This is a genomic window from Vibrio aerogenes (genome assembly GCF_024346755.1).
Classification (GTDB): domain Bacteria; phylum Pseudomonadota; class Gammaproteobacteria; order Enterobacterales; family Vibrionaceae; genus Vibrio; species Vibrio aerogenes.
In genome coordinates, this window is record NZ_AP024862.1 from 104,742 (window position 1) to 126,454 (window position 21,713).

Below are 21,713 nucleotides of genomic sequence, written 5' to 3' on the forward strand. Positions count from 1 at the left end.
AACATACAAGGGCATGGATGCCCTTGTTTAAGCGCCCATGGAGGGCTTGAGCGGTTTGCGGAACCAGATATGTCCAGATTAGGAAATGAATGGAATTGATATAAGTTCAATCAAAGGAATCAGGGATGAAAGTAGGGCTTTATCAGAGTTTACCCACCGACGGTGAGATTGAAAAAGGCTTTTCCACCATAGAGAACTGCCTTTCAGCCGCGGTGCAGGGTGGCGCGCAGATGCTTGTATTCCCTGAGCTTTTTTTACCGGGTTACAACCGGCCGGATTTACACCGGGCAGCCGCACAAACGATGGATGGCGCCTGGATGCAGCGTCTGTCCGGACTGACGAAAGAATATAGCTGTGGTTTGACGATCGGCTGGGCAGAAGCTTGTGGGGACAAGGTTTATAACGCAGCCACCTGCTTCGATCAGACAGGCAACATTCTGGCTCATTACCGGAAAATTCAGCTGTTCGGGGAAATGGAAAAACAAAGCTTTGTCGCCGGTGACGCATACCAGACGTTTTCATGGGGCGGACAAAAAGCGGCACTGCTTATCTGTTATGACATTGAATTTCCCCAACATTGCCGGGCTTTAGCCAGGCAGGGGGTGACGCTGATATTTGTGCCGACAGCCAACCCGAAGGGGTATGAGCATGTGTCCAGAGTTTTGGTGCCCGCGCGGGCGGCGGAAATGGCGGTCACGATCGTTTATGCCAATTATTGCGGAACAGAACAGGGACTCAGCTATGCCGGTCATTCTTTGATTGCCGGGCCAGATTCACAGCCAATCGCTGCCGCCGGATTAACCGAGACACTTTTTATCACCGATATCAACGCACAAATGGAGTTTGAAGTGAGCACAAACACCACACAGCTCACCGATTATCAGGAGATTATATAAATGGCGATGCATTTACCAACAGACACGGACGATATTCTTCATGCAGATGAGCATCTGATTCAGTCTTTCGCTGATCTAAACGACTTAAAAAATAAAGACGCACTGACGGTCGTTACGGCGGCCGAAGGCTATTACGTCACAGAGAGTAACGGAAACCAGCTGATCGATGGCATTGGCGGGTTATGGTGTGTCAATGTCGGGCATAAGCGTCAGGAAATTATTGATGCCATCAGCAGACAACTGAACACGCTGGATTACTATTCGACGTTTTACAATTTTACCCATCCGACAGCGGCAAAACTGGCCGACAAAGTGGCTCAGCTTGCTCCCGGTGATCTGAACCATGTTTATTTTGCCAATTCAGGCTCCGTTGCTAACGACTCTGCCATTCGTATCTTGCATCATTACAACAACCGTCTTGGACGGCCGCACAAGAAAAAAATACTGAGCCGTATTGGTGCTTATCACGGCTCTACACATCTTTCTGTCGCCATGACAACCCCGGCTTACAGCAAAGGCTGGGACAGTGCATCGGAGTTAGTGCATCACATTCAGTGCCCGCATTTCTGGAAAGAAGGCGGAGAGATGACCGAAGCCGAATTTCTTGACAGTTTGGTCGACGATCTGGAAATGAACATCCACAACATCGGTGCTGAGAACATCGCAGCGTTTATTGCTGAGCCGGTGATGGGTGCTGGCGGCGTGATCATGGCGCCGCAAGGCTACCATGCCCGCATGGCAAAAGTGTGTGCCGACAATGAGATTAAATATATTTCAGATGAAGTGGTGACGTCTTTTGGCCGGTTAGGGCACTTCTTTGCTTCAAAAGAGATGTTCGGTATTACCCCGGATATCATTACCACGGCAAAAGGGCTGACCTCCGGATACCAGCCTTTGTCTGCAACGATTCTTTCTGATGAAATCTATGAAGTGATTTCCAGGCCCGGAGAAGTGTTTTTGCATGGGATGACTTATTCAGGCCATCCGGCGGCAGCAGCAGCCGGATTAGCCAACATTGCGCTGATGGAGCAGGAGCGCATTCCTGAGCAGGTCAGGCATACCGGTAAAGTTTTTGAGAATTTATTAAAAACTTTAGACAGCCTTGAGCTGGTTGGGGAAGTGCGTGGCAGCCACTTTATGATCGGGATTGAGTTTATCAAAGATAAAGCGAATAAAATCCCGTTCGCAGAGCAGGATATGGTTGGGATGAAAGTGGCACAGGCTGCGCAGAAGCGGGGACTGATCGCCCGGCCTTTAGGGAATTGCCTGATTCTCTCGCCTCCTTTGATTCTTGATGAGCCAATCATTAACACGATTTATGAGATTCTGCGCGACAGCATCATTGAAGTGAGTGCCCGCATATAACCAGAGTACCGTTTTATAAGCAGCGCGTATCCAGGGTATTTTCTGAACCGGATATCTGGCTGTGCAAACCGCTCAGGCCTTTTCCTTTTCGTATATAAAAAGGAATACATAAGTTACTTGCAAATGTTCAGGATGTCTTATACATTCGTTGCACTGCCATTTTGTAATGGCAAACAGATTGATTTAACCGGCTGTGTAACAGCCAACGAAGAAGGAATTAAACCCATGATGAATATCATTCTCCAAAATATGCCGCTCATGGCGACCGGCAATGGTGTGACTCACGGGTAGGAATTCAGTTTTCCGGCCCGTTCAACGCGGGCTGACAGATTCAGAATCTCATTCTTGTTTCTTCAATAAAAAAGCTCGCAATATTGCGGGCTTTTTTATTAACGTTGAAAGCCCGCATCATCAATCAAGGAAGGATATGCGGTGAATTCATCGAAACATCCGAACCAGTTTTTACTTGAACTGATTCAACAAAAAAAATGGTATTACTCAGGCTCGGCGATTGCAGTCTCAATTGCCAGTTATTTTATGTTTCTTGGCCCGACCATCGGCCAGATTGCCATTGATACCTTACTTTCCTCCGGGCACACAACGACACATAGTTCATTACAGTGGCTTGTGGACTGGATTGGTTCCCCCGACCGGCTCTGGCTTGCCGGTGTCGCCATCGTTGTCGTGACCGCGTTAGGCGGACTATTCATGTATCTCAAAGATTTTCTTGCCGCACGTGCGTGTGAGCAAACCGTTAAATCTTTGCGTGAACGGCTTTTCTCGCATATACATCGTCTCCCCGAACCGTATTTGAACCGGGCTGATAGTGGTGATTTGGTGCAACGCTGTACTTCAGATGTCGATACCCTGCGTGAATTTTTAACGCTACAGGTGATGGACATGGGGAGAACCGTCATTTTGATGTGTATTGTCATCCCGCTGATGGTGATGCAATCACCGCTGATGACCGTCATCAGCTTATGCCTGATGCCTGTTGTTTTCACTTTTGCATGGCAGTTTTTCCGCAAAGTGAAAGCCATGTTCCAGCTGGTGGATGAAGCGGAAGGTCATCTGACAACCATCGTGCAGGAGAACCTGACCGGAATTCGGGTCGTACGTGCTTTCGCCCGTCAGGCTTATGAGTGTGAGAAATTTGATCAGAGCAACCGGACTTACAGCGACTTAAATCTGAAGCTGATGCGGTTACTGGCCAGGTTTTGGGCGACGTCGAGCCTGCTTTGCGTGACACAAAACGGCATTGTGCTGGTCGGTGGTGCGTGGATGGCGGCACACGGTCATATCAGCGTCGGCACCTACTTCGCCTTTATCGGCTATGCGATCCTGCTGATCTGGCCTATTCGTCAGCTGGGTCAACAACTGAGTGAAGCCGGGAAAGCCACGGTTGCAATTGGCTGGATGCAGGAAATTCTGTCTGTCCCGGAAGAGCAACCCGTGGATGAAGAGCAGATTCTGCCTGAAAATTTCACACCGGGGATTGTTTTCGACAGGGTCAGTTTTGCCTATGACGCGGACTCATCTGCCTCTGAAGCCGATCAACATGCACTGAAGGATGTCACCTTCAACATTGACCCCGGTGAAACGATCGCCATTGTCGGGCCGACCGGTGCCGGAAAAAGCACACTGGTGCAACTGTTAATGCGGCTTCAGGATTACCGGCAAGGTTCCATTCAACTGGGCGGCTATGAACTTAATCAGCTCACGCGACACAGTGTTCGTCAACATATCGGCGCACTGTTACAAGAGCCGTTTCTTTACAGCCGGAGCCTGCGGGACAACATCAAATTGGGCCGGGCAGCAGCGACCGATCCGGAGATGATTCAGGCGTCTGTTGATGCGGCGGTGCATCACACCATTGAACGGTTCACCAAACAATACGATACCGTGATTGGTGAGCGTGGTGTGAGTTTAAGCGGCGGGCAAAAGCAACGGATGACTCTGTCCCGAACCTTGTTGAGAGACACGCCGATCCTTGTGCTGGACGATACCCTCAGCGCCGTCGATTCAAAAACAGAGCAAGAGATTATCCGTGCCCTGCATCAGAAAAAGGGTCAGCAAACTCTGCTGATCATCACCCACAGGATCAGTGTGTGCCGCCACGCAGACCGGGTCTTTGTGATGGAAGGCGGGCGGCTGACCGCTCAGGGAACACATGCTGATGTTGAAGCAAACAATCATTTCTATCGTCAGCTATGGAAGATTCAAAGTCACCAGCAAGCCGATTTTGAATCAGAACTGGCCGTTTAGAGGCATTTATGAACCAATATGATAACAACACACCGGTACAGAACGGTGCATGGAAAACCTTATTTCAGATGATTTATCAGCCGGAAAAGCGTTTGTTTCACCGGTTAATTGTGGTCGCGCTGTTTACGGCTATCGTCGATGCCAGTTTCACGCTGGTAACCAAGGCCATCGTCGATGACATTGTGGCACTCGGCCCTGACATTGAGCTCCTTTCCTATGGATTGATTTTTGCCGGACTGACTGTGTCCATTGCGGCTTCGATCTGGTGCTTTATTCGTTTGGCCGGGCAGCTATCAACACGCCTGATGTACCGGCTGCGTAAAGAGAGCTTTGAACATTTACAGACCTTGTCGTTTCGTTTCTTTGATCAAAATGCCGTCGGTTGGTTGCTGGCCCGGATCACGTCAGACACAAACCGGATAGCCAATGTGATTGCCTGGGGCACGCTCGATTTATGCTGGGGCGTTCCGTTTCTCATCGGGATCTTTGTGGTGCTGCTGGTTTTGAACTGGCAGTTGGGCCTCATCGTACTGGCGTTGGTGCCGGTTTTGCTGGCCGTGGCCGTGTGGTTTAACCTGAAAATTCTCGACAGTTCCCGGAAACTGCGCCAAACCAACAGCCGGATCACGGCGATTTACAACGAAAGTCTGTCCGGTGTGCAGACCAGCAAAGTCTTGGGCCGCGAGGATGAGAACCTGCATGAGTTTCAAAGTGATACCCGGAAAATCTATTTCCAGTCGATGCAAAACTTACTGCTGACTTCGGCGTTTTATCCGTTTGTGAATGTGTTTGTGTCGGTCTCCACCGGCATCGCACTCTGGCTCGGTGGTGCAGATGTTCTGGCAGGGACACTCACCCTCGGTACGCTGGTTGCTTTTATGAGTTATACCCGCTCCCTGATGGACCCGATGCTGGAGGTTTCCGGCAAACTTGCAGAGTTACAACGGGCGACTGCCAGTGTCGAACGGGTGATAGGCTTATTGCAGGTCACTCCGGAGATTCAGGATTCTGATACTGTGCTGGCGAGCATTCAGCAGGCAACAGATGCCGGTCATGCCGTGATTGATGGCGGCGATGACCTGATTGAGACGATTGAATTCAGGGATGTTTCTTTTGGCTATAAACCGGAAGAAACAGTGTTGAAACGATTTAACCTGCGGGTGAACAAAGGGGAAACCATTGCGCTTGTCGGTGCCACCGGCTCAGGAAAATCGACCATCATCAGCCTGTTATGCCGCTTTTATGAACCCAGTGCCGGGGAGATTTTGCTGAACGGGACGGATTATCGTCAGCGCAGTCTGGCATGGTTGCAATCAAACCTTGGCATTGTGCAACAAACGCCGTTTCTGTTTACCGGCACAATTCGCTCGAACATTCGTTATGGCAATCTGGACGCCACGGATGCGGAGATTGAAGCGGCGGCTAAAGCCGTGAACCTGCATGACTTTATTCTGCAAATGGAAAACGGCTACGAGACGGCAGTTCAGGAAGGCGGAAACAACCTCTCCACCGGGCAAAAGCAGTTGATTTCCTTTGCGCGGGCGGTGGTCGCCGACCCTCAGATTCTGGTCATGGATGAAGCAACTTCTTCTGTGGATACGCAAACAGAGCACGTGCTGCAACACAGCTTGCAACAGGTCTTGCACGGCCGGACCAGCTTTGTCGTTGCGCACCGCCTGTCCACCATCCGTGCGGCAGACCGGATTCTGGTGATCGATCAGGGCGAACTGAAAGAGCAGGGCAGTCATGAGATGTTGATTGCACAACAAGGCCGGTATTACGAGTTGTACCGCAAGCAATTTCAGTCTGAGGCGGAATCAGCGGTGACAGGCACATAATCAGACTTCAATATTTTGAGACGGAAACAACCCTGTCTTGTATTGATTCAATTGAATAAATTGAGTCATGATATGGTTGTTTCCTGTCAGGAAGAGTATTCTGATGACATTATTTCCGGTGAGTTATCCCTCTGTTTATGAATCAATTTATTCTGTTATTTTTCCTTTTATGCGCTTTCAGCCTTTGTGCTGTCGCGGGAATGAACACAAAGCGGATAGCTTTGCCTTATTTGCATTCTCAATCTGGTCTCAGTCAGTTTGTTCAGCTGGTTGATAAAAATAGCGACCACCGTCCATTGATTCAGTTAATCGATGATTATCAACAGATGGATGCCATGACTTTTTATCGTCATTACAACCAAAAGTTGCAGTTAGATGACTGTTTTGATGAAAGTGAATATGCAGAAGAGATAGAAGATGGAGAAGATTACTTAGCGCTGATGATGATTTTCTTTTTGCAGGAAGACAATCAGTTATTGCAACTCGACTGGAAAGGAGAAGAGGAAGAGTATCAAACCGTTCATTTTATCAATCGTATTTTGCGGGACTATTTTCATCAAAATGATGCCGTCAATGCCCAGTCTGTTGAACAAGCAATGCAGCCTGATGATGATATTCTGGTGTTATTGAAAATTGTCGACCGGAAGCTGAAAGCCAGAGGGTATCGTCTGGTTAATTTTGATACCGGTAGCGATCAGTATTACATCGGTGTCTTTCCTGAACCTACAGCCAGAAAGCTGGAACAGCAGAAGGTGAATCAGCTTGAAATCACGATAGTCTCCCGGTTTGAAGATTAAACCCGTTGCAGCCGTACTTAAACCACACGATGCATCGGCTTTTCCGGATCCAATCGCTTCAGATACAGCGCTGCCAGTATCCTTTGCTGTTGATTGCCATTTGCCAGCACATGCTCAAGCCCGGCCTGATCCGGTTGTTGCCCGGCAAAATACCGCTGGCCTGACTCCCATTGCGCCTGATGTTGTGCCCACCATGCGGTGACTTTCTCAATATCAGGGTAGGGTAAATCCGGTTCATAGGGCTGGGCCTGCTTATCCCGCTGATAGCGTTGGTGCCATGTCTCTTCCGCCAGCGCTTCATACGCTGACTGTTTCTCTTTATCTTCGAATTCGACCTGAAGCAGGCTCAGGTTATCATCATCAAGCTCTACGCCAAAGATCATGGTCAACGCTTCAGCCGCCAGAGGTGCCCATTCCGGTGAATGCATATATGCAATCAGAACCGGGATATTTTCCGTCAACCCGGCAATACCGATTGAGAAAATCTTGAGCCGATCTGAGATGGCAGCCTTGAGTAACTGCTGAACCCATGTGGAGACCTGATCGACCGGCGCAATTGAAAACAGCAGAGGAAGCAGGTCGCGTAAATGCGCTGAATCGGGGCGAAGGATTTGCATCAGATCCGGGATAAGTGTTGACTCATTTTCTCCGTGACAGTAGCGGATATAAAGCTTTGCAAACGCGATGGCTTCGGAGTCAATCTGAATGGCGGAGAGGTCATATTGTGTTTCGTGGCTTTGGCAGGCGATATTTTCCAGCGCCATGAGTACTTCCGGCTCATCTGCTGCGGAGATTTTCTCCTGAAGGTAAGCATCCGCCAGCCGTACCTGCCGCAGCTGTGCATATTTCAGGGTTGCCCGCCGCAACCACGGGTTGTCACTGAACCCAAGATGAGACAGCACATCCCCGATAGATTGTGTCTCATAACAGGCAAGCGCGGAAGCCAGTTCATCGCTGAGTGCTGCATCGGTGACGTTCTCAATTGCAGCCTGCCATATTTCGGGCTGATGCTGCCTGATGCCCAGCCACGTATGAACAAACAAACCGCCTTGCTCATCCAGCGGGATATGCGCAAGCGGTTGATGTCCATTCTTATCAGCGAGTGCCAGCATTGTAAGAAAAGCATTCACCCGGTTATCCAGCTCAGTGATTTGCTTTCGCCGGTATAAAGGGGAACGGGTTGCCTGATCTTTGAGATACCACCAAAATGGGGCATCTTCATGAAGTTGAGTTAATACCTGCTCAGAAAATATTGCCACTTTAATTACCTGTTATTTTCGCATCGCTAATATTCAAAATTTATCTGTTTAAAATGAATGATCATTTTTTCACCTTGTTTATTATGTCCATTAAATCTTCTAAATCATCCTGGGCTTGTTCAATCCATTCAAGGTTTTGACTCATTAATACCTGAGCTTCTTCTTCAGTAATATCGAAGCAACCATTAATATCGAGCCACTTCTCACCATTAAAAAATGCGATCTGATTATCATTATTTGTGATGAGTAACCGGTCATATGCTGAATACATATACCTGCCTGCAATTGATGGAAGCTGACCTTCAAAGTCATAGGTACGTGGAATTAAATCATCTCCAATGATAAGGGTTTCACTTTCTGTTCCTGCAAAAACCCTTCCCCGGTAGCTTGTGATGCTCCATATATTATCGGATGGTTTTTTCGGGTAATGCGTTTCCCATTCGTCTCCCCGTCCTCTGGCTATAATCCCACCGCGCCCGGCTATATATACATAACCATCGTCTGCACAAACAATACAACTACATATAAATGTTTCACGACCAATATCTACGGGACTCCAGTCTTTACCATCAAAATGCCATACGTCCCGATCTCCTCCAATGGCATAGATATCTTGTTCTGTAAAACCATCTAAAGCATAAAATCCAACCCGATTGCTGTGTTGAGCTCCTGGCAGTTTGGATAAATCGCATAGTTCTTCCCAACGATTTACTCCCAGCCGTTTATAGGTAATTCTGGGGATAGTGGCACCGTAAATATTACCGTTAATATTTTTTAAGCTCCAGATTCCTGCAGAGTCTTCAATTGATTTCTCAAATTGCTTATTATCGCCAACTCCACAGTAATATACATCTCCCCCCCGATCGGCAACCAGATACTCATTTAATTTATCGGTGTGAACAATACTTGGGCTGGCCCAGCCCTCATCAAATTGAACTTTTCCCCATCGTTTTCCCGGGTCATTTTTCAGATTATGTACAGCAAACCGAACTTTTACACCATCTTCGTCAGGATCATCTTTTGAATCTTCATCTTGCTCTAAAAGAAGACAAAAGTAGTATGGGCTCATGATACAAGCGCCGGTTACATAATACTCCTGTAATATTTCTTTTGTTGTTAGTCCCATGTTTTGTAGCTTATTGTCGATGGTTTCTTATTACTTCTTCCCTTTCTGAATGATTTCGGTCAGCTCTTCCAGATCGTCGGTTGCTTTCTCCAGCCACTCAAGATTTTGATTCATAAATAAGCTGGCTTCATCTGCTGTCATATCTTCACATCCATTGATATTCAGCCATTTTTCGCCATCAAAAAAAGCAACCTGATTGAAGTTGTTCGCAATTAATAAACGATCATAAGCGGTATAAATATAGTGACCAGCCATAAGAGGAAGTTGCCCCTCAAAGTCATATGACTCCGGAATGAGATTTTCTCCAAGAACGCACGTTTGCTTTTGGGTTCCGACAAAAATACGTCCCCGGTAACTAGCAATGCTTTCAATATCATGGGTCAACTCTTCTGGATAATAAGTTTCCCATTCATCACCGCGTCCGCGGGCAATTGCACCGAACCGCCCACCGATATAAACATAGCCATCTTCAGCACAAACAACACAGGTGCAATAAAATGGCTGGCGACTAATATCGACAGGACTCCAACCTTGTTCATCGAGATGCCAGACATCCCTGTCTCCACCAACCGCATAAATATCATTTTCAGAAAAACCATCAATATCCCGGAAGCCTTTCTGGGATGTTTGATCTCCCCCCGGAATATTTTTTAACCGTTCATCTTTGATCCAATTGTCAGGGCCAATCCGCTTATATGTTATGCGGGCAGATGTAGCGCCATAAATGGTGCCGTGAATATTTTTGAGGCCAAACAAACCAGCTTTATAACTGTTGAGTGGTTTTTCGTACTGTTTATTTTTACCAAGTCCGTTGTAAAATACTTTTGCGATACGATCAACAACGATAAATTCATCCTGTTTAGAATGCGCCATAATTGGAGATGCCCAACCTGTCTCAAATTCCTTCATTCCCCAGCGCTTACCTTTATTTTTCATTAAATCATAAGTACAAAAGCGAACTTTGACGCCGCCGCCTTTATTGTATTTTGCTTGTTCATAGTTTTCTTCCAGTAAAAAGCCTAAATACTCATCAGACATGATGCAGGCTCCGATCACGGAATAACCCCAAAATACTTCTTTATTACTTAATCCCATAAAACACTCTCCAGCCCAATATGCTATCTTTCACCACCGGATTCCTGGTAATCGGGTACTCCGGTATTTTCTTCACTTTTCGTCGATGGTTTAAGCTGACCACACCCACAATTCTTGTAGTAAGAGCGTAATTGAGCTTTGATACACTGTTCGTTGCAATCAGAAATTAAACCAAAACTATTTCTATGTGCATCTGATGCCATATTAATAGCTTTGTTGATAGACACAGTTGCTTCTTCTTTATTCTTCTCATAGAAGTCAATAACTATATCATCTAGAGCATCGTGTATTGTTCCATGACTTCCAATTGAGTGACTTACTCCTTCTACGCACACGACGGGAGCCGCATTTTCATTATATTTCGATGCATCACATCCATTTTTTGCCCATGCATCGGGAACCAGATGATGTCCTGTTTGCCCAGAACAACAGCCCCGTTGATCGCCAAACATCATCCCAAAAAGAGATGAATTTTTTGCTTTTGTAGTATTACCAGCTCTGCCCTGCTTTCCCAGATTTTTGTAGGGGACAAGCTGGCATCTTTTAGCTCTTGTGCATGGGTCTGCTGTCGCTGCAATCGACATATCATTAGCCACATCTTTCAGTTTTTCGACGATATCCTTGTAAGCTTGTTCCTTTTTGTCTCCGGTTAAAACGTCACGCATGTCTTTAATTTTTGACAGATAGCCTTTAATTTCACCAACTTTGCCCATTAATTCTTTGGCAATATCTCTTTTTTCCCAAAGATCATACCCAGTACTAACAACTGTACAGGCACTATCCACTATATTATGAAGAGTCGCTGCTGTTTCACATGCGACTGTTGCTTCAGGCCCTAAGATTGTACAGGATAAGCCTTCAAGATATCTTGTTATGGATCTGGTTGTGTATGATTCAGCTGCATTTGTCATAAGCTCTTTGGTTGCTTTTTCACTAACATCCCAAAAATCATTTTTTGCTGCATTTAGTTCGGCTTTGAAATCCTTCTCAGCTTTTTTTAGTGATTCGATACCTGGTTTAATTGCTAAGGCTTTACAGTGCTTGTCTTTCCACGTCAGGTTTCTTATTTCTTTTTCGTTTTTACCTCGCTTAAGCCTTAGTTTGTTACGTCGTTTTTGTTTATCTCTGAACTTTTTATTCTCTTTTTCATCGACACCGCATTTCTTTTCTACCCGCTCAATATCCTTCCTACAGTCATCGGTTTTATCTGCTTTAGATACATATGCCCAGCCCCCCGTATTTCCGGGCTGTGAGCCATGATTGTGCGTCATCAAATCCGTGTGCCGGGGCACGTTCAACCCTTCCACCATCACATTCATGGACCAGCTGGTATAATAGGCCTTTCCTTTGATGGTGCCGGTGGTGACCCCCTGCGCAAAAGAGCGGGTGGCCGCTTCATTGCCGGTACTGGTGCTGAGATAGGATTGATCTTTTCTGGCGACTGGTTTTCCGCCAATCAATACGCTCGTGGTGCCGTTGGCCAGATCTTTGGCATAAGCCGTATTGGCATAAGGGATCACCACGGGGCCGGCCGGTGGTGAGGGCGGACTCCAGCACGGGTCCGGAAATGCGGCGACAGAATTGCCGCCGGAGATTTTGCAGGAGACTTCCAAACCATTCGCAAACACGGTATTTGCCATTTTATACTCCCTGATTCAGTGGTGAGGTTGTACCGGCACAGTATCTGACAGAGAGCGCCGCTCTGTCACAGTTGTCGTTACTCAGATGGCACAGAACCCGCTCTCCGGGCAGATAACGGTGTTGAAAACCATCCATCGCCATCGCAAGCATCGCGATGCCGGAAACACAGCCGGTTTCCCCGATATGTGATGCCGGGTGCCAGAGCGGTTGCTCGGGGATACGGCGAGTCAGGTTTCTGGTTTGTGCCAGACTGGCTTCGCGGAAAAAATACTGCTCACCCGATACACTGGCGATGCGCAGCGGGTAATCACAAAAAGGGGTTTGCGCCGCATCACAGGCTTGCCTGATAGCTGCGGTTAAACCTTCGGCTCTGGAAACGTCGGGGCTGAATAACGGTGCAGGCTCGTCTGCACTGGCGACGCCATCAATCAAATAAGGGCTGGCGTGTTGTTCTGCCCGGCCAACCACCAGAATCCCGGCGGCCTCTGAGGGGACGAATCCATCAGTGTTATCTTCGCCGTTACCGGAAGTCAGCAAGCGCCGCTTGTCCGTCATGGGGTCGCTGTCCCAGCGGCCTGCCAGTAAACTGCTCAGTGTTTGCGGAAACAGCCAGCTGTCTGTCGCCATAATCATCACCTTGTCATAGTCTGTGGTGGTTAATATTTCCTGAGCCCTGACCAGCTGATGTGCCAGGGCACAGCGTCCCTGACCAAAAAATTCAAGCCAGTTGCGGATAAATTTCCCCTGAAACACCGGCAGTTGTGCCAGCGCATCAAATACCCGTTGACGGGTCTCTGCGAAACTGACCAGCCCGGCCCGTTCCGGCCCGGGCAGTGCACACAGCACCGGCAGGCTGTCATACTGGTGGGTTAAATCCTGCCGGGCCAGTTCAAGCAGTCGGGCCATACGGGTGAACCCCCGGACATTCGGGTTAAACGGCACTTCTGCCAGCGGGTATAAGCTGTTTTCCGGATGCACAAATGCATCATATCCGGCCCGCATCGCTGCGCTGGTTTCTTTCCAGCCGGTGGCCAGTGAGGTGACTAAGCCAATATCCAGAACCGATAAAGGGGCATCGGCTGTAATAGCTGGTGTGAATAATTCAGTTTTCATCCAATCCTTTTCCCCTTATCTGCCACAAATGTTTTGCCGGTCATCCGGGCATGACGCCAGCCCCGTGTCGGGGTGCCAACCAGAATGGTGTCCACTTCTTCCGGCGTTCTGTGAACAGGCCAGTTTGCCCGCCAGACGATACTGAAGCGGTTCAGTTCCGGTTCGATAATGAGTGTGTCGGCCTGAGGCGATAACACATGCTCGGTACCGTGGTGATCAATCACCGCCATATAGACGGCGTTTTCCGGAATTTTAAATGTGAGTGTTCCCTCCGGGGAGACGCCGTGCAGGGTAACGGTTTCTCCGCCCTGAAGGTATGCGGTTTGTTGATCCGGCGGCGCACACTGATAAAAGCGTTCGTCGAAATCATCCGGCAGAAACGGACGAACCTGCTCAATCCAGTGTTGATCATAAGTGCCGCCAAACTGATGTCTGGGTGCCCAGTTGCGGGCAATGGGGCCAAAGGATTGCGGGGCATAATTCAGCGATGGATCAACGACTGGTTTGCCGGTTTCATGCGTCTGCGGGCCGGGTTTTCCTTCGATGGCTTTGAAGGGATGCAAAGGCATAAAGCCGCGGCCGACCGGGTTTGCCATACAGACTTTCACCTGTCCTTTATCCTGTTGCGTCAAATCGGTGCCGCCAAAAGCGAGATCATAACTGACCGGCTGAGCGGTAAAGGGTTGTGGCGGCGTCAGGCTGGCCCACTTTGTCCATTTACAGGCACCCGTCACCACAAAGAATTTGGCAATATTGCTGACTTCTAACCCAACCTGAACCTGCTCTGCTGATTTTCCCTGAGGTGCATGCGCGCAGGCGTGCATGATCACATCACAGAAGGGTTTCACCGAAGGAAAGTCATTTTCGTAAACCGGCGCACTCAGGCCCGGCTCGCCGGTAAATGTATCGGTTTCCTGAATTGGCAGCGCCTCAGACTCCGGCAACAGGCAGGGTCTGGTATTTTCAGGGGCTTTGATGGGCCAGCTGCCTTTGGCGATCATCACGATCCCGCTGCGGCCATCCTTAAATAATGCACTGGCGTATGATGCCTGTAGCTTTGATGCGTTATGAAGTTCCATAGGCTGACAGCTAATTAAGTTTGACGGAACCGCCTTTGATGCGGTTGGCGCCATATGAACGACTGGAGATGCTTTCTCCGCTGATACTGACCCGGCCAAACTCATCCAGAGAGATGCGGCTTTTACCGCATGCTAAGGTGAGCTGTTTTTCAGCGTTGAGACTGAGGGTTTCAGGCACCGCATTTGGCTGATAAATCAGGCCGGTCACCAGTGGCTGACGGATATCATGTTCGATAAATGTCACACTGCACCGTTTGCCGATATCGTCATCACAGACAGGTGTGTTTGTCAGCGCTTCGGCCAGATAATCCAGCTGAGGTAAATCAATCCAGAGCCGGTTTTCTTCATCAATCTCGGCAATGGTTGCGATATAAGTTGACTCCGGGTTCAGGGAAGCGACCTTTTCCGTATGGCTGGTGACTTCTTCCAGTAAATCTTTGGTCACCACCTCATCAGGGGAAGACTGCGTTTTTCTTTCCACTGGTTAATTCTCCAATACTTTTTTGCCTTTAATCACCACATTCTGTTTGGCTTTGGTTTTGATTTCACCACTGCCGGACAGGGTGATATCCACACCTTTGAGAATAATGGTGCCGTCAGATTTCATGGTCAGGCTGGCTTTGCCGGTAGTCAGGGTGATTTCATCGCCGGCATCATAGGCAATTTTCTTTGCCACAGAGGTTGATTTGGAACCACCAATTTGGCTGGTATCCGATAAACCGACACTTTTATTCATCGCTGCCCCGACACTCACCTGATAAGCAGCACCAATGGTCAGCGCTTTCGCAGCGCCCACGGATTCCGCTTTGGCAATCGCAATGGTTTCAGCCTGATTGCCTTTGATGGTCACGACCTCATTGCCGCCAACCGTTTCTTTGCGGTCATTGCCGATGGTGATGGTTTCGTTATTGCCGACGCTTTCTGTACGGTCATTGCCGATGGTGATAGTTTCGTTATTGCCGACATTTTCAGTGCGATCATGCCCGACCTGAGTGGTCTCATCATTGTTCACCACATTATTCTGGTCTTTCTGGGCGTGCATGAAGATTTCTTCCACACCGGCCTGATCTTCAAAGCGGATCTCGTTAAAACCTTCGCCCTGATGGGTCTGGGTGCGGATCACGGTGCGGGTTTTGTTGTCCGGCAGCGGGTAAGGAGAGAGGTTGCTGGCGTGATAGGTACGACCGGTAATAATTGGTTGATCCGGATCGCCATTAAGGAAAGAGACAATCACTTCGTGACCGATGCGGGGAATGGCAATAAAACCGTATTGGGTGCCAGCCCAGCCATGGGCCACCCGCACCCAGCAGGAGCTTTTTTCATCCGAACTGCCGTAGCGGTCCCACGGGAACTGAACTTTCACCCGGCCATGTTCATCACAGTAGATTTCTTCTCCGGCGGGGCCGGTGACGGTGGCAATACAGGGACCATCAACCTGTGGTTTGGGCTGGATTTGTGCCCGCCAGACTAAATCGCCGGGGATCAGCGTGAACTGGTTTTGGTAGGTGGTGGCACCGCTGCTGCCATCTTCCTCCAGTGCCTGCGGCTGAGTGCCGGTATGCGTTGCGGCGACGGTCAGCCACTTGCGGTTCATCGCCGGGTCAAGATGCTCGATCAAGCTGAATTTTTGTCCGGCCTGAATGCGGGGTTCGTCGCTGCTGCCGGTGACGGTGTGTGCCGTGCGGCGCAGATATTCCATCCGGATTTGGCTGAACGCCTTGCCATTGCCGTCATCTTTAAACCGGCCCGGATGGTCAAAGTATTCGTAAGTCTGATTCTGGTAGTCCATCGCTTTACCATCCACGGTTTGTGTGAACGGGTAGGATGGTTTTTTAAAGCTATAGTCCTGCATTTGCAGTGTGCTGACTTCGGCCTGTTTATGCTCGGTGAGCGTGGTGACACAGGCCAGTTCATTCGCGCCGCCGGACAGAGCGTTGTAGAGCACCGGCGCACCCAGCACCGGAAAGCCTTCCGGATTATCGGTGATGATTAACGTGTGCTTGCTGTCTTCATGGCTGAAGGTATACATCATACCTTCTTCAGCCGCGAGGCGATGGAAAAAAGCTAAATCACTTTCCCGGTACTGCACACAGAACTCACGGGTTGCCGGGGGACGTTTGAGGGAGAAGCTGAAGTCACTGATACCCATTTCCCCGAGCAGGGTGGTGAGGATTTCCTGAGCATTTTTTTGCTGGAAAATCCGGCTGTTCTGTCGCAGGGATAAGCGTTCAAGTGAGGGAACTAAGGTAATGGCATAAAAAGTGTGGTGGTGACCGGTGTCGCCTTTACTGAAGTTGCGGATAATGCCATGAACTTTCTGCACCACCTGGCCGTTTTTAATCACTTCCAGCAGGGCTTTGCTGTCGACCATTGCATCCGCAGTATGGCTGCTGCGGCGGCTGGCGATGTCAATCTGGTAGCGGTAACCGCAGATTGGGTTGCCGGTGTCCCGTGAGTCGGAAATGGATTCATACCCCTGAAACTGACGCACGACTAAAGTCGGGTCGCTGACACCATCAATGGTCAGCCGGAAATTCAGCGTTCTCATATTCAACACCTGTATTAATGCATTTGCGTATTCTATATTGATTTATTTGCAATTATCAAGCATTCATATGACAAGTATATGTTTACAGAGATTTTTATCGCATGAAACATTGCTCCTGCGATGAAGCGTGGGTGAGAAGCCTGATTCAGCGGTCTATCTGAATTGAAGATCTGAGGTGTGTCCGGCAATCTGATCAGCAAACAGCTGAGCGATTTGCGCCAGTACCTGACAGCTTTGTACTAACGCTGCTTTTTCTTCTGAGGTCAGTTGGTTGCCATTATCCGGAACAGAAGTGCGTTGTACGACTTCAAACCAGAATGTAAGCTCTTCGAGGTCCATCTTTTTCCATTCGCCAGTTGCAAAGAAGCGGCTAAGCCTGCCTGATTCAATTCTCCGGTATCGATGATCCGGAGAAAAATACGGGTTGACGACTCATATTTCATCACTGAGATGATAATATGCAACAAGGCTTTCTAAGATAGAGGATTCTCTTATTTTGACCATACGGGAAAAACCCGTATGGCATATTTCTGAGGTTCTGGCATCAATGAGTCTGCTTGAAAATCCCCCTTGCGATGAGGGAAGGAAAATACACCGGGTTGAATTTTTAGTGTCATTTCATTTACATGTTGTTAAAGGTAACGAACCATTCTTATGAGCCATTTTATTCAGAAAAAGCATTTGCTTGCAGAAATAAGACAGGGTGATTTTACGCATCCTGAAGATAGAAAAGCGGTGGATTTTGCTATCAGTAAAATCGATTTTTCAGCCAAACAAAACATATTGGATGTCGGCTCCGGACTGGGTGGTACCGTCGATATGCTGAATCAGCAGGCCAGAACGACCGGGCTGGATCAGGATATTAAGGCGATTGATTATTCCCGGCGTCAGTATCCACATTGCCGGTTTATCCATGGTGATGTGGCAGATATCCGTCAACTGACTCAGGAAACGTATGATCTGATGACCATCTTTTCTGCCTTTTACGCTTTCCCGGATCAACATCAGGCCTGTATCGAACTGTCCGGCAGAGCCCGGCCAAAAACGGACTTGCTGGTTTTTGATTACTCATCCAACAGCAGATTCACGAAGAACCTGTTTCATGATGATGATTCTCCGTTCAATCCTGTCGCACTGGATCGTGTTGAAGCGATTTTCTCTCCATGGACCATCAAACAAGTCGACGATGTGACCGACATGTTTTACGGCAGTTACCAGAATATTCTGAACCGGATGGAAGCCAGTCAGTCAACACTCTGCCATAATCACGGCCAGCGGGCTTATGACACAGTGTATGATTCATTTACAAGACTGATGACTAATTTTGATGCAGGTACGCTTGGCGGGTGTCTGGTTCACGCTCAAATTGAATGAGCAGGATCAGGCTAACCAATAGCACGACGCCAATCATGAGCGCCGGAATCATTAAGATCCCGGTGTGATGAATGAGCCAGGTTGCAATCAGGGGGGAGAATCCACCGAAAAACACAGCTGGCAATGTGAATGTTACGTTCATGCCGATGCCTCTGACCTGCGATTGAAATAAGCTGCCGATAAAGCTGAGTGCAATCGCATCGATTACGCCAATCAGTACAGAAAAAATGATGCTGATCGTTGCCAGAGTGAAGTCGCTCTGATCTTGAATCAGCCAGTAAAATAAAGCGATAACCGCAACGATTTCAATATAGAAAAAGTGAAATAAAACTTTCCGGCCGTCAAACCTGATCAGGGCCAACCCGGTCAGGATGACGGTTGCGACCATCACCAGAATACTGAGCGTGTTGAATGCTGATGCGGTTAATTTGGGGACATTTAAAAACAGTTGCAGGTAAGTTGGCAGCCAGATAAACATCAGATAAAACGAGATCTGCAAGGAAGCAATCACAACAAAGCCGGTCATAAAAGCCCGTTTGTGCTGACAGATTGCCGACAGATAGTGAACGGGGGCAGCATCACTTTTCTGAACCGGATGTTTTTTATCCATCAGCGCTAAATCTTTTCTCAGCCAAAACAGAAATATCATCAGGGGAATGGAAAAATAGAAAGGGTACTTCCATGCACCTGCGGTAATTTCAGTTTGCGTCAGTGTGGCATTCATGACCGTGATAGTCAGTGAAGACAGCAGAACACCAATCAACGAACTGCAATTGACCAGAGCACAGGCGAGACGTTTAAATTTCGGCTCTGTGTGGTTGTAGGCAAAAGTTGCAGTGACCGGCAGCTCTCCGCCGGCAGCAAATCCCTGTATCAGGCGAACCAGTACCAACAGGACCGGCGCTATAATACCAATCGACTCATAACTGGGGATAACGATAATGGCGATCGGTGGGAATGCCATCATCAGCATGGATATTCTCGCGGCTTTTGACGTGGAAGCGTGATCGGACAACCAGCCAAAGAACACACTGCCGAATGGCCGTGCCAGATAACTCAGCGCAAATACACCAAAGGTCTCAATCGCCGCGGAGACCGGATCAGAAGAGGAAAAAAAGTGCTGACCGATGGCGGTATACAGGAAAGCAAAAACAATATACTCGTACCATTCGAAGACATTTGAAACCGTGGTGATTTGGATAATTTTACGTAATTTTAATGTTTCTCTTTTCATTTCTTATTAATTCCAGAAGGACAGTCCAAAGATATTCGTCTTTCAGTTTGTTTTGCTTGATCTTCCGGATGTTTTCTTCGACGGTTCTGACGGAAATGCCCATTTTGTTTGAAACGGCCTTATGGTTGGCAAAGACTGCCAGCAGAAGAATCGTTTCCATTTCTCTCAGGGAAGGGCATTTGACAAACAGCGGGTCAACAGAAAGATATTTCAGAAAGTACCGAATAGCAGATTCGTGAGCGGTGTAGAATTTCACATAAAGATTGAGCAAAGTGATTCTGTCTACGTTATCCGTTAAGTTTTCACTAAAGGTAAAAACAGAGGTCACTTTATCTGAGAACTGACTGACCATCGGATTTTTCATCATATTCTGAACCCGCAGCGTGCCGTCCTGACAGGGGAGTACTCTCATCAGGTCTTTCCCGGTCTTGCGCTGTTTGACCACGAAATTATCCAGGTCTGATACGGTTTTATTGTATTCAGCGTGCCAGCGATGTTCTATTTTACAATTGAGTTCTCTCGCATTGATACCAATCAGCTCATTTTGATGACTGAAGCCGAATAACCGGACGCTGGATGGATTTGCGTACAGATATTTTCCCTGGTTGTCTTTTAAGAGAACCGGGTTTGTCATCTGCTCTGCCAGCTCGACCACATCATCGATGACACAATGGCTTAAAGGTAGCTTTTTGCTCAAAATAAAAGTGAATATATAGTAAATTAAGTGCATTGAATTCTATCACTTATATTTCATCATTCAATCACTCAATCAACTGGAGAGTTAATACTTGTTATGTTATAACAATTCACTTAATAACCGGTCTCATTGAATGGCTGAGGATCATTGGTTCAGGGATGATGAAGAAGACTGCCCTGATCAAGCTGAATTTATTCGCCGGTTGATTGCTCAGGAAGGAGAACGCATCAATAGCTGGAAAGGATATAAACTGCTGGAAAGCAGTTATGGTATCTGCCAGCGTACTTTACCGCTCAACTTCAAAAATCTGGAACAGCGGATATACGAAGAGTTGAATCGCCTCCGGATGCTGGAGTCAGGTATCGAAAAAATTCTGCTCAATCTGTGAATCATCCGTGAAAAACGTTGAGAACAAAGCGATGAAAAAGCAAAAAAGTCCCTGTATTGATGTGTGTGATTTCTCTGGCCCCAAAGGATGGTGTCTGGGGTGTGGCAGAACGAGAGAGGAATGCCAACAGTGGAACAAAATGAAGCCTTATGCGCTGAATAATCTTCGTAAAGCGCTAAAAAAAAGGATGTCGGTGAATGAGTAGCGGAGTGAGTATAAAATAGGCAGCCATAAAAAGAGCCACAAACGTGGCTCTGAATTAACTGAGACAATTAACCCTACAGATAAAGACAAAACTCAATCAGCTGTTTCTCAATGCTTTGATTGGTTTTTAAAAACAGCAGCAGATAAATCACGGTTTGCTGTTCTGATGCTTCGGCTTCATACAGAATCCGGAAGTCACCAATGGCTGCGTTTCTGACCGAGTTGACGCCCAGCTCCATTAATTCCGGACACCGGGAATAAGCCAGCGGATGTTCTGACACACAGGATTCAAATTGTGCCAGTGTTTTCTCAACCCGTTCAATCACATCAATTTCATCAGACCACTGGCTTAAATACACAATCGCATTATCAACGGTTTTATCAAAAGAAACAGTTGTTTTGATGACGATGGGATTACTCACCTTTCAGCCTCTGTTTTTTTTCAGCAAGACGGTCTTTCAGGTTCCCCAGTGAACTGACCCGGCCAGCAGTCACATCCTGTTTGGCAAGCATCACCATTTTCATCATCGCGACTGCATCATCACGCCGTTGTCTCTCTTCATAAGATTCAACCACATATTTTGGTGTTCCGTTTTGGGTAATGATCATCGGTTCATCGACTGGCAAGTCTGCTGCATGTTTCTTTAAGAAACTGACTGTTTCGGTTTTCATAGCTGCTACCTGATTGAATCATGGGTTGTTGTGAGTCGTGGTCTAAATTTAAGCAAAATATAAACCACCGTCAATAAAGAACCCAATTTAGTCTGTATAAAAACTGCTGGCAGCAGAATATT

The 21,713-nt window shown here is 47.8% G+C and carries 21 protein-coding genes and 1 pseudogene; 9 read left to right on the forward strand and 13 right to left on the reverse strand.

Annotation, left to right across the window (positions count from 1 at the left end; translation table 11 throughout):
- Positions 1 to 125 precede the first annotated feature (125 nt).
- The 6 genes from OCV29_RS18100 (at position 126) to OCV29_RS18125 (ending at position 7,161) form a co-directional block, all read left to right on the forward strand.
- Complete coding sequence (locus tag OCV29_RS18100) at positions 126 to 896, forward strand: carbon-nitrogen hydrolase family protein (RefSeq protein ID WP_073605170.1); 771 nt, start codon at positions 126 to 128, stop codon at positions 894 to 896.
- Positions 897 to 2,261, forward strand: coding sequence for an aminotransferase class III-fold pyridoxal phosphate-dependent enzyme (locus tag OCV29_RS18105; protein WP_073605169.1), 1,365 nt, complete (start codon positions 897 to 899; stop codon positions 2,259 to 2,261).
- Positions 2,262 to 2,393: 132 nt separating this feature from the next.
- A complete protein-coding gene (locus OCV29_RS18110; protein WP_175561590.1) occupies positions 2,394 to 2,552 on the forward strand; it encodes a hypothetical protein in 159 nt (52 codons plus the stop codon).
- Between the two features lie 141 nt (positions 2,553 to 2,693).
- On the forward strand, positions 2,694 to 4,526 hold the full coding sequence (locus OCV29_RS18115; protein ID WP_261887419.1) for an ABC transporter ATP-binding protein: 1,833 nt from the start codon (positions 2,694 to 2,696) through the stop codon (positions 4,524 to 4,526).
- 8 nt (positions 4,527 to 4,534) lie between these two features.
- Positions 4,535 to 6,364 carry an ABC transporter ATP-binding protein gene (locus OCV29_RS18120; RefSeq protein WP_073605168.1) on the forward strand — a complete coding sequence of 610 codons (1,830 nt, stop codon included), beginning with the start codon at positions 4,535 to 4,537 and terminating at the stop codon, positions 6,362 to 6,364.
- A gap of 200 nt (positions 6,365 to 6,564) precedes the next feature.
- On the forward strand, positions 6,565 to 7,161 hold the full coding sequence (locus OCV29_RS18125; protein ID WP_139281659.1) for a DUF6630 family protein: 597 nt from the start codon (positions 6,565 to 6,567) through the stop codon (positions 7,159 to 7,161).
- Between the two features lie 17 nt (positions 7,162 to 7,178).
- Here OCV29_RS18125 and OCV29_RS18130 read toward each other — a convergent pair whose 3' ends face one another.
- The 9 genes from OCV29_RS18130 to OCV29_RS18170 all read right to left on the reverse strand — a co-directional run bounded on the left by OCV29_RS18130 (position 7,179) and on the right by OCV29_RS18170 (position 17,361).
- A complete protein-coding gene (locus OCV29_RS18130; RefSeq protein ID WP_073605166.1) occupies positions 7,179 to 8,420 on the reverse strand; it encodes a hypothetical protein in 1,242 nt (413 codons plus the stop codon).
- 61 nt (positions 8,421 to 8,481) lie between these two features.
- Entirely contained in the window at positions 8,482 to 9,546 is a 1,065-nt protein-coding gene (locus OCV29_RS18135; RefSeq protein WP_139281658.1) for a hypothetical protein, read from the reverse strand.
- A 30-nt stretch (positions 9,547 to 9,576) separates the two neighbouring features.
- Complete coding sequence (locus OCV29_RS18140) at positions 9,577 to 10,641, reverse strand: hypothetical protein (RefSeq protein ID WP_073605164.1); 1,065 nt, start codon at positions 10,639 to 10,641, stop codon at positions 9,577 to 9,579.
- Positions 10,642 to 10,664: 23 nt separating this feature from the next.
- Positions 10,665 to 12,281: a PAAR-like domain-containing protein gene (locus OCV29_RS18145; RefSeq protein ID WP_073605163.1), complete on the reverse strand. Its 1,617-nt coding sequence runs from the start codon at positions 12,279 to 12,281 to the stop codon at positions 10,665 to 10,667.
- 1 nt (position 12,282) lies between these two features.
- Positions 12,283 to 13,395: a hypothetical protein gene (locus tag OCV29_RS18150; RefSeq protein ID WP_073605162.1), complete on the reverse strand. Its 1,113-nt coding sequence runs from the start codon at positions 13,393 to 13,395 to the stop codon at positions 12,283 to 12,285.
- Positions 13,392 to 14,474: a DUF2169 family type VI secretion system accessory protein gene (locus OCV29_RS18155; RefSeq protein ID WP_073605161.1), complete on the reverse strand. Its 1,083-nt coding sequence runs from the start codon at positions 14,472 to 14,474 to the stop codon at positions 13,392 to 13,394. Before OCV29_RS18155 ends, OCV29_RS18150 begins: the two co-directional genes overlap by 4 nt.
- A gap of 10 nt (positions 14,475 to 14,484) precedes the next feature.
- Positions 14,485 to 14,955: a DUF6484 domain-containing protein gene (locus tag OCV29_RS18160; protein WP_073605160.1), complete on the reverse strand. Its 471-nt coding sequence runs from the start codon at positions 14,953 to 14,955 to the stop codon at positions 14,485 to 14,487.
- 3 nt (positions 14,956 to 14,958) lie between these two features.
- Positions 14,959 to 17,022: a type VI secretion system Vgr family protein gene (locus tag OCV29_RS18165; protein WP_073605159.1), complete on the reverse strand. Its 2,064-nt coding sequence runs from the start codon at positions 17,020 to 17,022 to the stop codon at positions 14,959 to 14,961.
- A 153-nt stretch (positions 17,023 to 17,175) separates the two neighbouring features.
- The gene (locus OCV29_RS18170; RefSeq protein WP_073605158.1) at positions 17,176 to 17,361 is read right to left on the reverse strand and encodes a hypothetical protein; all 186 of its coding nucleotides are present in this window, start codon (positions 17,359 to 17,361) and stop codon (positions 17,176 to 17,178) included.
- A 315-nt stretch (positions 17,362 to 17,676) separates the two neighbouring features.
- Here OCV29_RS18170 and OCV29_RS18175 point away from each other — a divergent pair, with 315 nt between their 5' ends.
- Positions 17,677 to 18,396: a class I SAM-dependent methyltransferase gene (locus OCV29_RS18175; RefSeq protein WP_073605157.1), complete on the forward strand. Its 720-nt coding sequence runs from the start codon at positions 17,677 to 17,679 to the stop codon at positions 18,394 to 18,396.
- Here the strand turns inward: OCV29_RS18175 and OCV29_RS18180 are convergent.
- Positions 18,341 to 19,630 (reverse strand): MFS transporter, encoded by a 1,290-nt coding sequence (locus OCV29_RS18180; protein ID WP_073605156.1) that lies wholly within the window; start codon positions 19,628 to 19,630, stop codon positions 18,341 to 18,343. The two genes, OCV29_RS18175 and OCV29_RS18180, sit on opposite strands and share 56 nt — an antisense overlap.
- Positions 19,602 to 20,360 (reverse strand): PAS domain-containing protein, encoded by a 759-nt coding sequence (locus tag OCV29_RS18185; RefSeq protein WP_073605155.1) that lies wholly within the window; start codon positions 20,358 to 20,360, stop codon positions 19,602 to 19,604. Before OCV29_RS18185 ends, OCV29_RS18180 begins: the two co-directional genes overlap by 29 nt.
- Before the next feature lie 130 nt (positions 20,361 to 20,490).
- Here OCV29_RS18185 and OCV29_RS18190 point away from each other — a divergent pair.
- Positions 20,491 to 20,715: pseudogene (locus OCV29_RS18190) on the forward strand (hypothetical protein); the annotation flags it as partial.
- A gap of 31 nt (positions 20,716 to 20,746) precedes the next feature.
- A complete protein-coding gene (locus tag OCV29_RS18195) occupies positions 20,747 to 20,920 on the forward strand; it encodes a DUF1289 domain-containing protein (protein WP_073605277.1) in 174 nt (57 codons plus the stop codon).
- Between the two features lie 73 nt (positions 20,921 to 20,993).
- Here OCV29_RS18195 and OCV29_RS18200 read toward each other — a convergent pair whose 3' ends face one another.
- Positions 20,994 to 21,341, reverse strand: coding sequence for a type II toxin-antitoxin system RelE/ParE family toxin (locus OCV29_RS18200; protein WP_073605154.1), 348 nt, complete (start codon positions 21,339 to 21,341; stop codon positions 20,994 to 20,996).
- Complete coding sequence (locus OCV29_RS18205) at positions 21,334 to 21,591, reverse strand: type II toxin-antitoxin system Phd/YefM family antitoxin (protein WP_073605153.1); 258 nt, start codon at positions 21,589 to 21,591, stop codon at positions 21,334 to 21,336. The genes OCV29_RS18200 and OCV29_RS18205 overlap by 8 nt, the downstream gene beginning before the upstream one ends.
- Between the last annotated feature and the right edge of the window lie 122 nt (positions 21,592 to 21,713).

What these genes read in the sequence shown, in the direction of transcription:
- OCV29_RS18100 (WP_073605170.1), top strand. Translation starts at nt 126, where the DNA reads ATGAAAGTAGGGCTTTATCAGAGTTTACCCACCGACGGTGAGATTGAA.
- OCV29_RS18105 (WP_073605169.1), top strand. Translation starts at nt 897, where the DNA reads ATGGCGATGCATTTACCAACAGACACGGACGATATTCTTCATGCAGAT.
- OCV29_RS18110 (WP_175561590.1), top strand. Translation starts at nt 2,394, where the DNA reads ATGTCTTATACATTCGTTGCACTGCCATTTTGTAATGGCAAACAGATT.
- OCV29_RS18120 (WP_073605168.1), top strand. Translation starts at nt 4,535, where the DNA reads ATGAACCAATATGATAACAACACACCGGTACAGAACGGTGCATGGAAA.
- OCV29_RS18125 (WP_139281659.1), top strand. Translation starts at nt 6,565, where the DNA reads ATGAACACAAAGCGGATAGCTTTGCCTTATTTGCATTCTCAATCTGGT.
- OCV29_RS18135 (WP_139281658.1), bottom strand. Translation starts at nt 9,546, where the DNA reads ATGGGACTAACAACAAAAGAAATATTACAGGAGTATTATGTAACCGGC.
- OCV29_RS18140 (WP_073605164.1), bottom strand. Translation starts at nt 10,641, where the DNA reads ATGGGATTAAGTAATAAAGAAGTATTTTGGGGTTATTCCGTGATCGGA.
- OCV29_RS18145 (WP_073605163.1), bottom strand. Translation starts at nt 12,281, where the DNA reads ATGGCAAATACCGTGTTTGCGAATGGTTTGGAAGTCTCCTGCAAAATC.
- OCV29_RS18150 (WP_073605162.1), bottom strand. Translation starts at nt 13,395, where the DNA reads ATGAAAACTGAATTATTCACACCAGCTATTACAGCCGATGCCCCTTTA.
- OCV29_RS18155 (WP_073605161.1), bottom strand. Translation starts at nt 14,474, where the DNA reads ATGGAACTTCATAACGCATCAAAGCTACAGGCATCATACGCCAGTGCA.
- OCV29_RS18165 (WP_073605159.1), bottom strand. Translation starts at nt 17,022, where the DNA reads ATGAGAACGCTGAATTTCCGGCTGACCATTGATGGTGTCAGCGACCCG.
- OCV29_RS18170 (WP_073605158.1), bottom strand. Translation starts at nt 17,361, where the DNA reads ATGGACCTCGAAGAGCTTACATTCTGGTTTGAAGTCGTACAACGCACT.
- OCV29_RS18175 (WP_073605157.1), top strand. Translation starts at nt 17,677, where the DNA reads ATGAGCCATTTTATTCAGAAAAAGCATTTGCTTGCAGAAATAAGACAG.
- OCV29_RS18180 (WP_073605156.1), bottom strand. Translation starts at nt 19,630, where the DNA reads ATGAAAAGAGAAACATTAAAATTACGTAAAATTATCCAAATCACCACG.
- OCV29_RS18185 (WP_073605155.1), bottom strand. Translation starts at nt 20,360, where the DNA reads ATGCACTTAATTTACTATATATTCACTTTTATTTTGAGCAAAAAGCTA.
- OCV29_RS18195 (WP_073605277.1), top strand. Translation starts at nt 20,747, where the DNA reads ATGAAAAAGCAAAAAAGTCCCTGTATTGATGTGTGTGATTTCTCTGGC.
- OCV29_RS18205 (WP_073605153.1), bottom strand. Translation starts at nt 21,591, where the DNA reads ATGAAAACCGAAACAGTCAGTTTCTTAAAGAAACATGCAGCAGACTTG.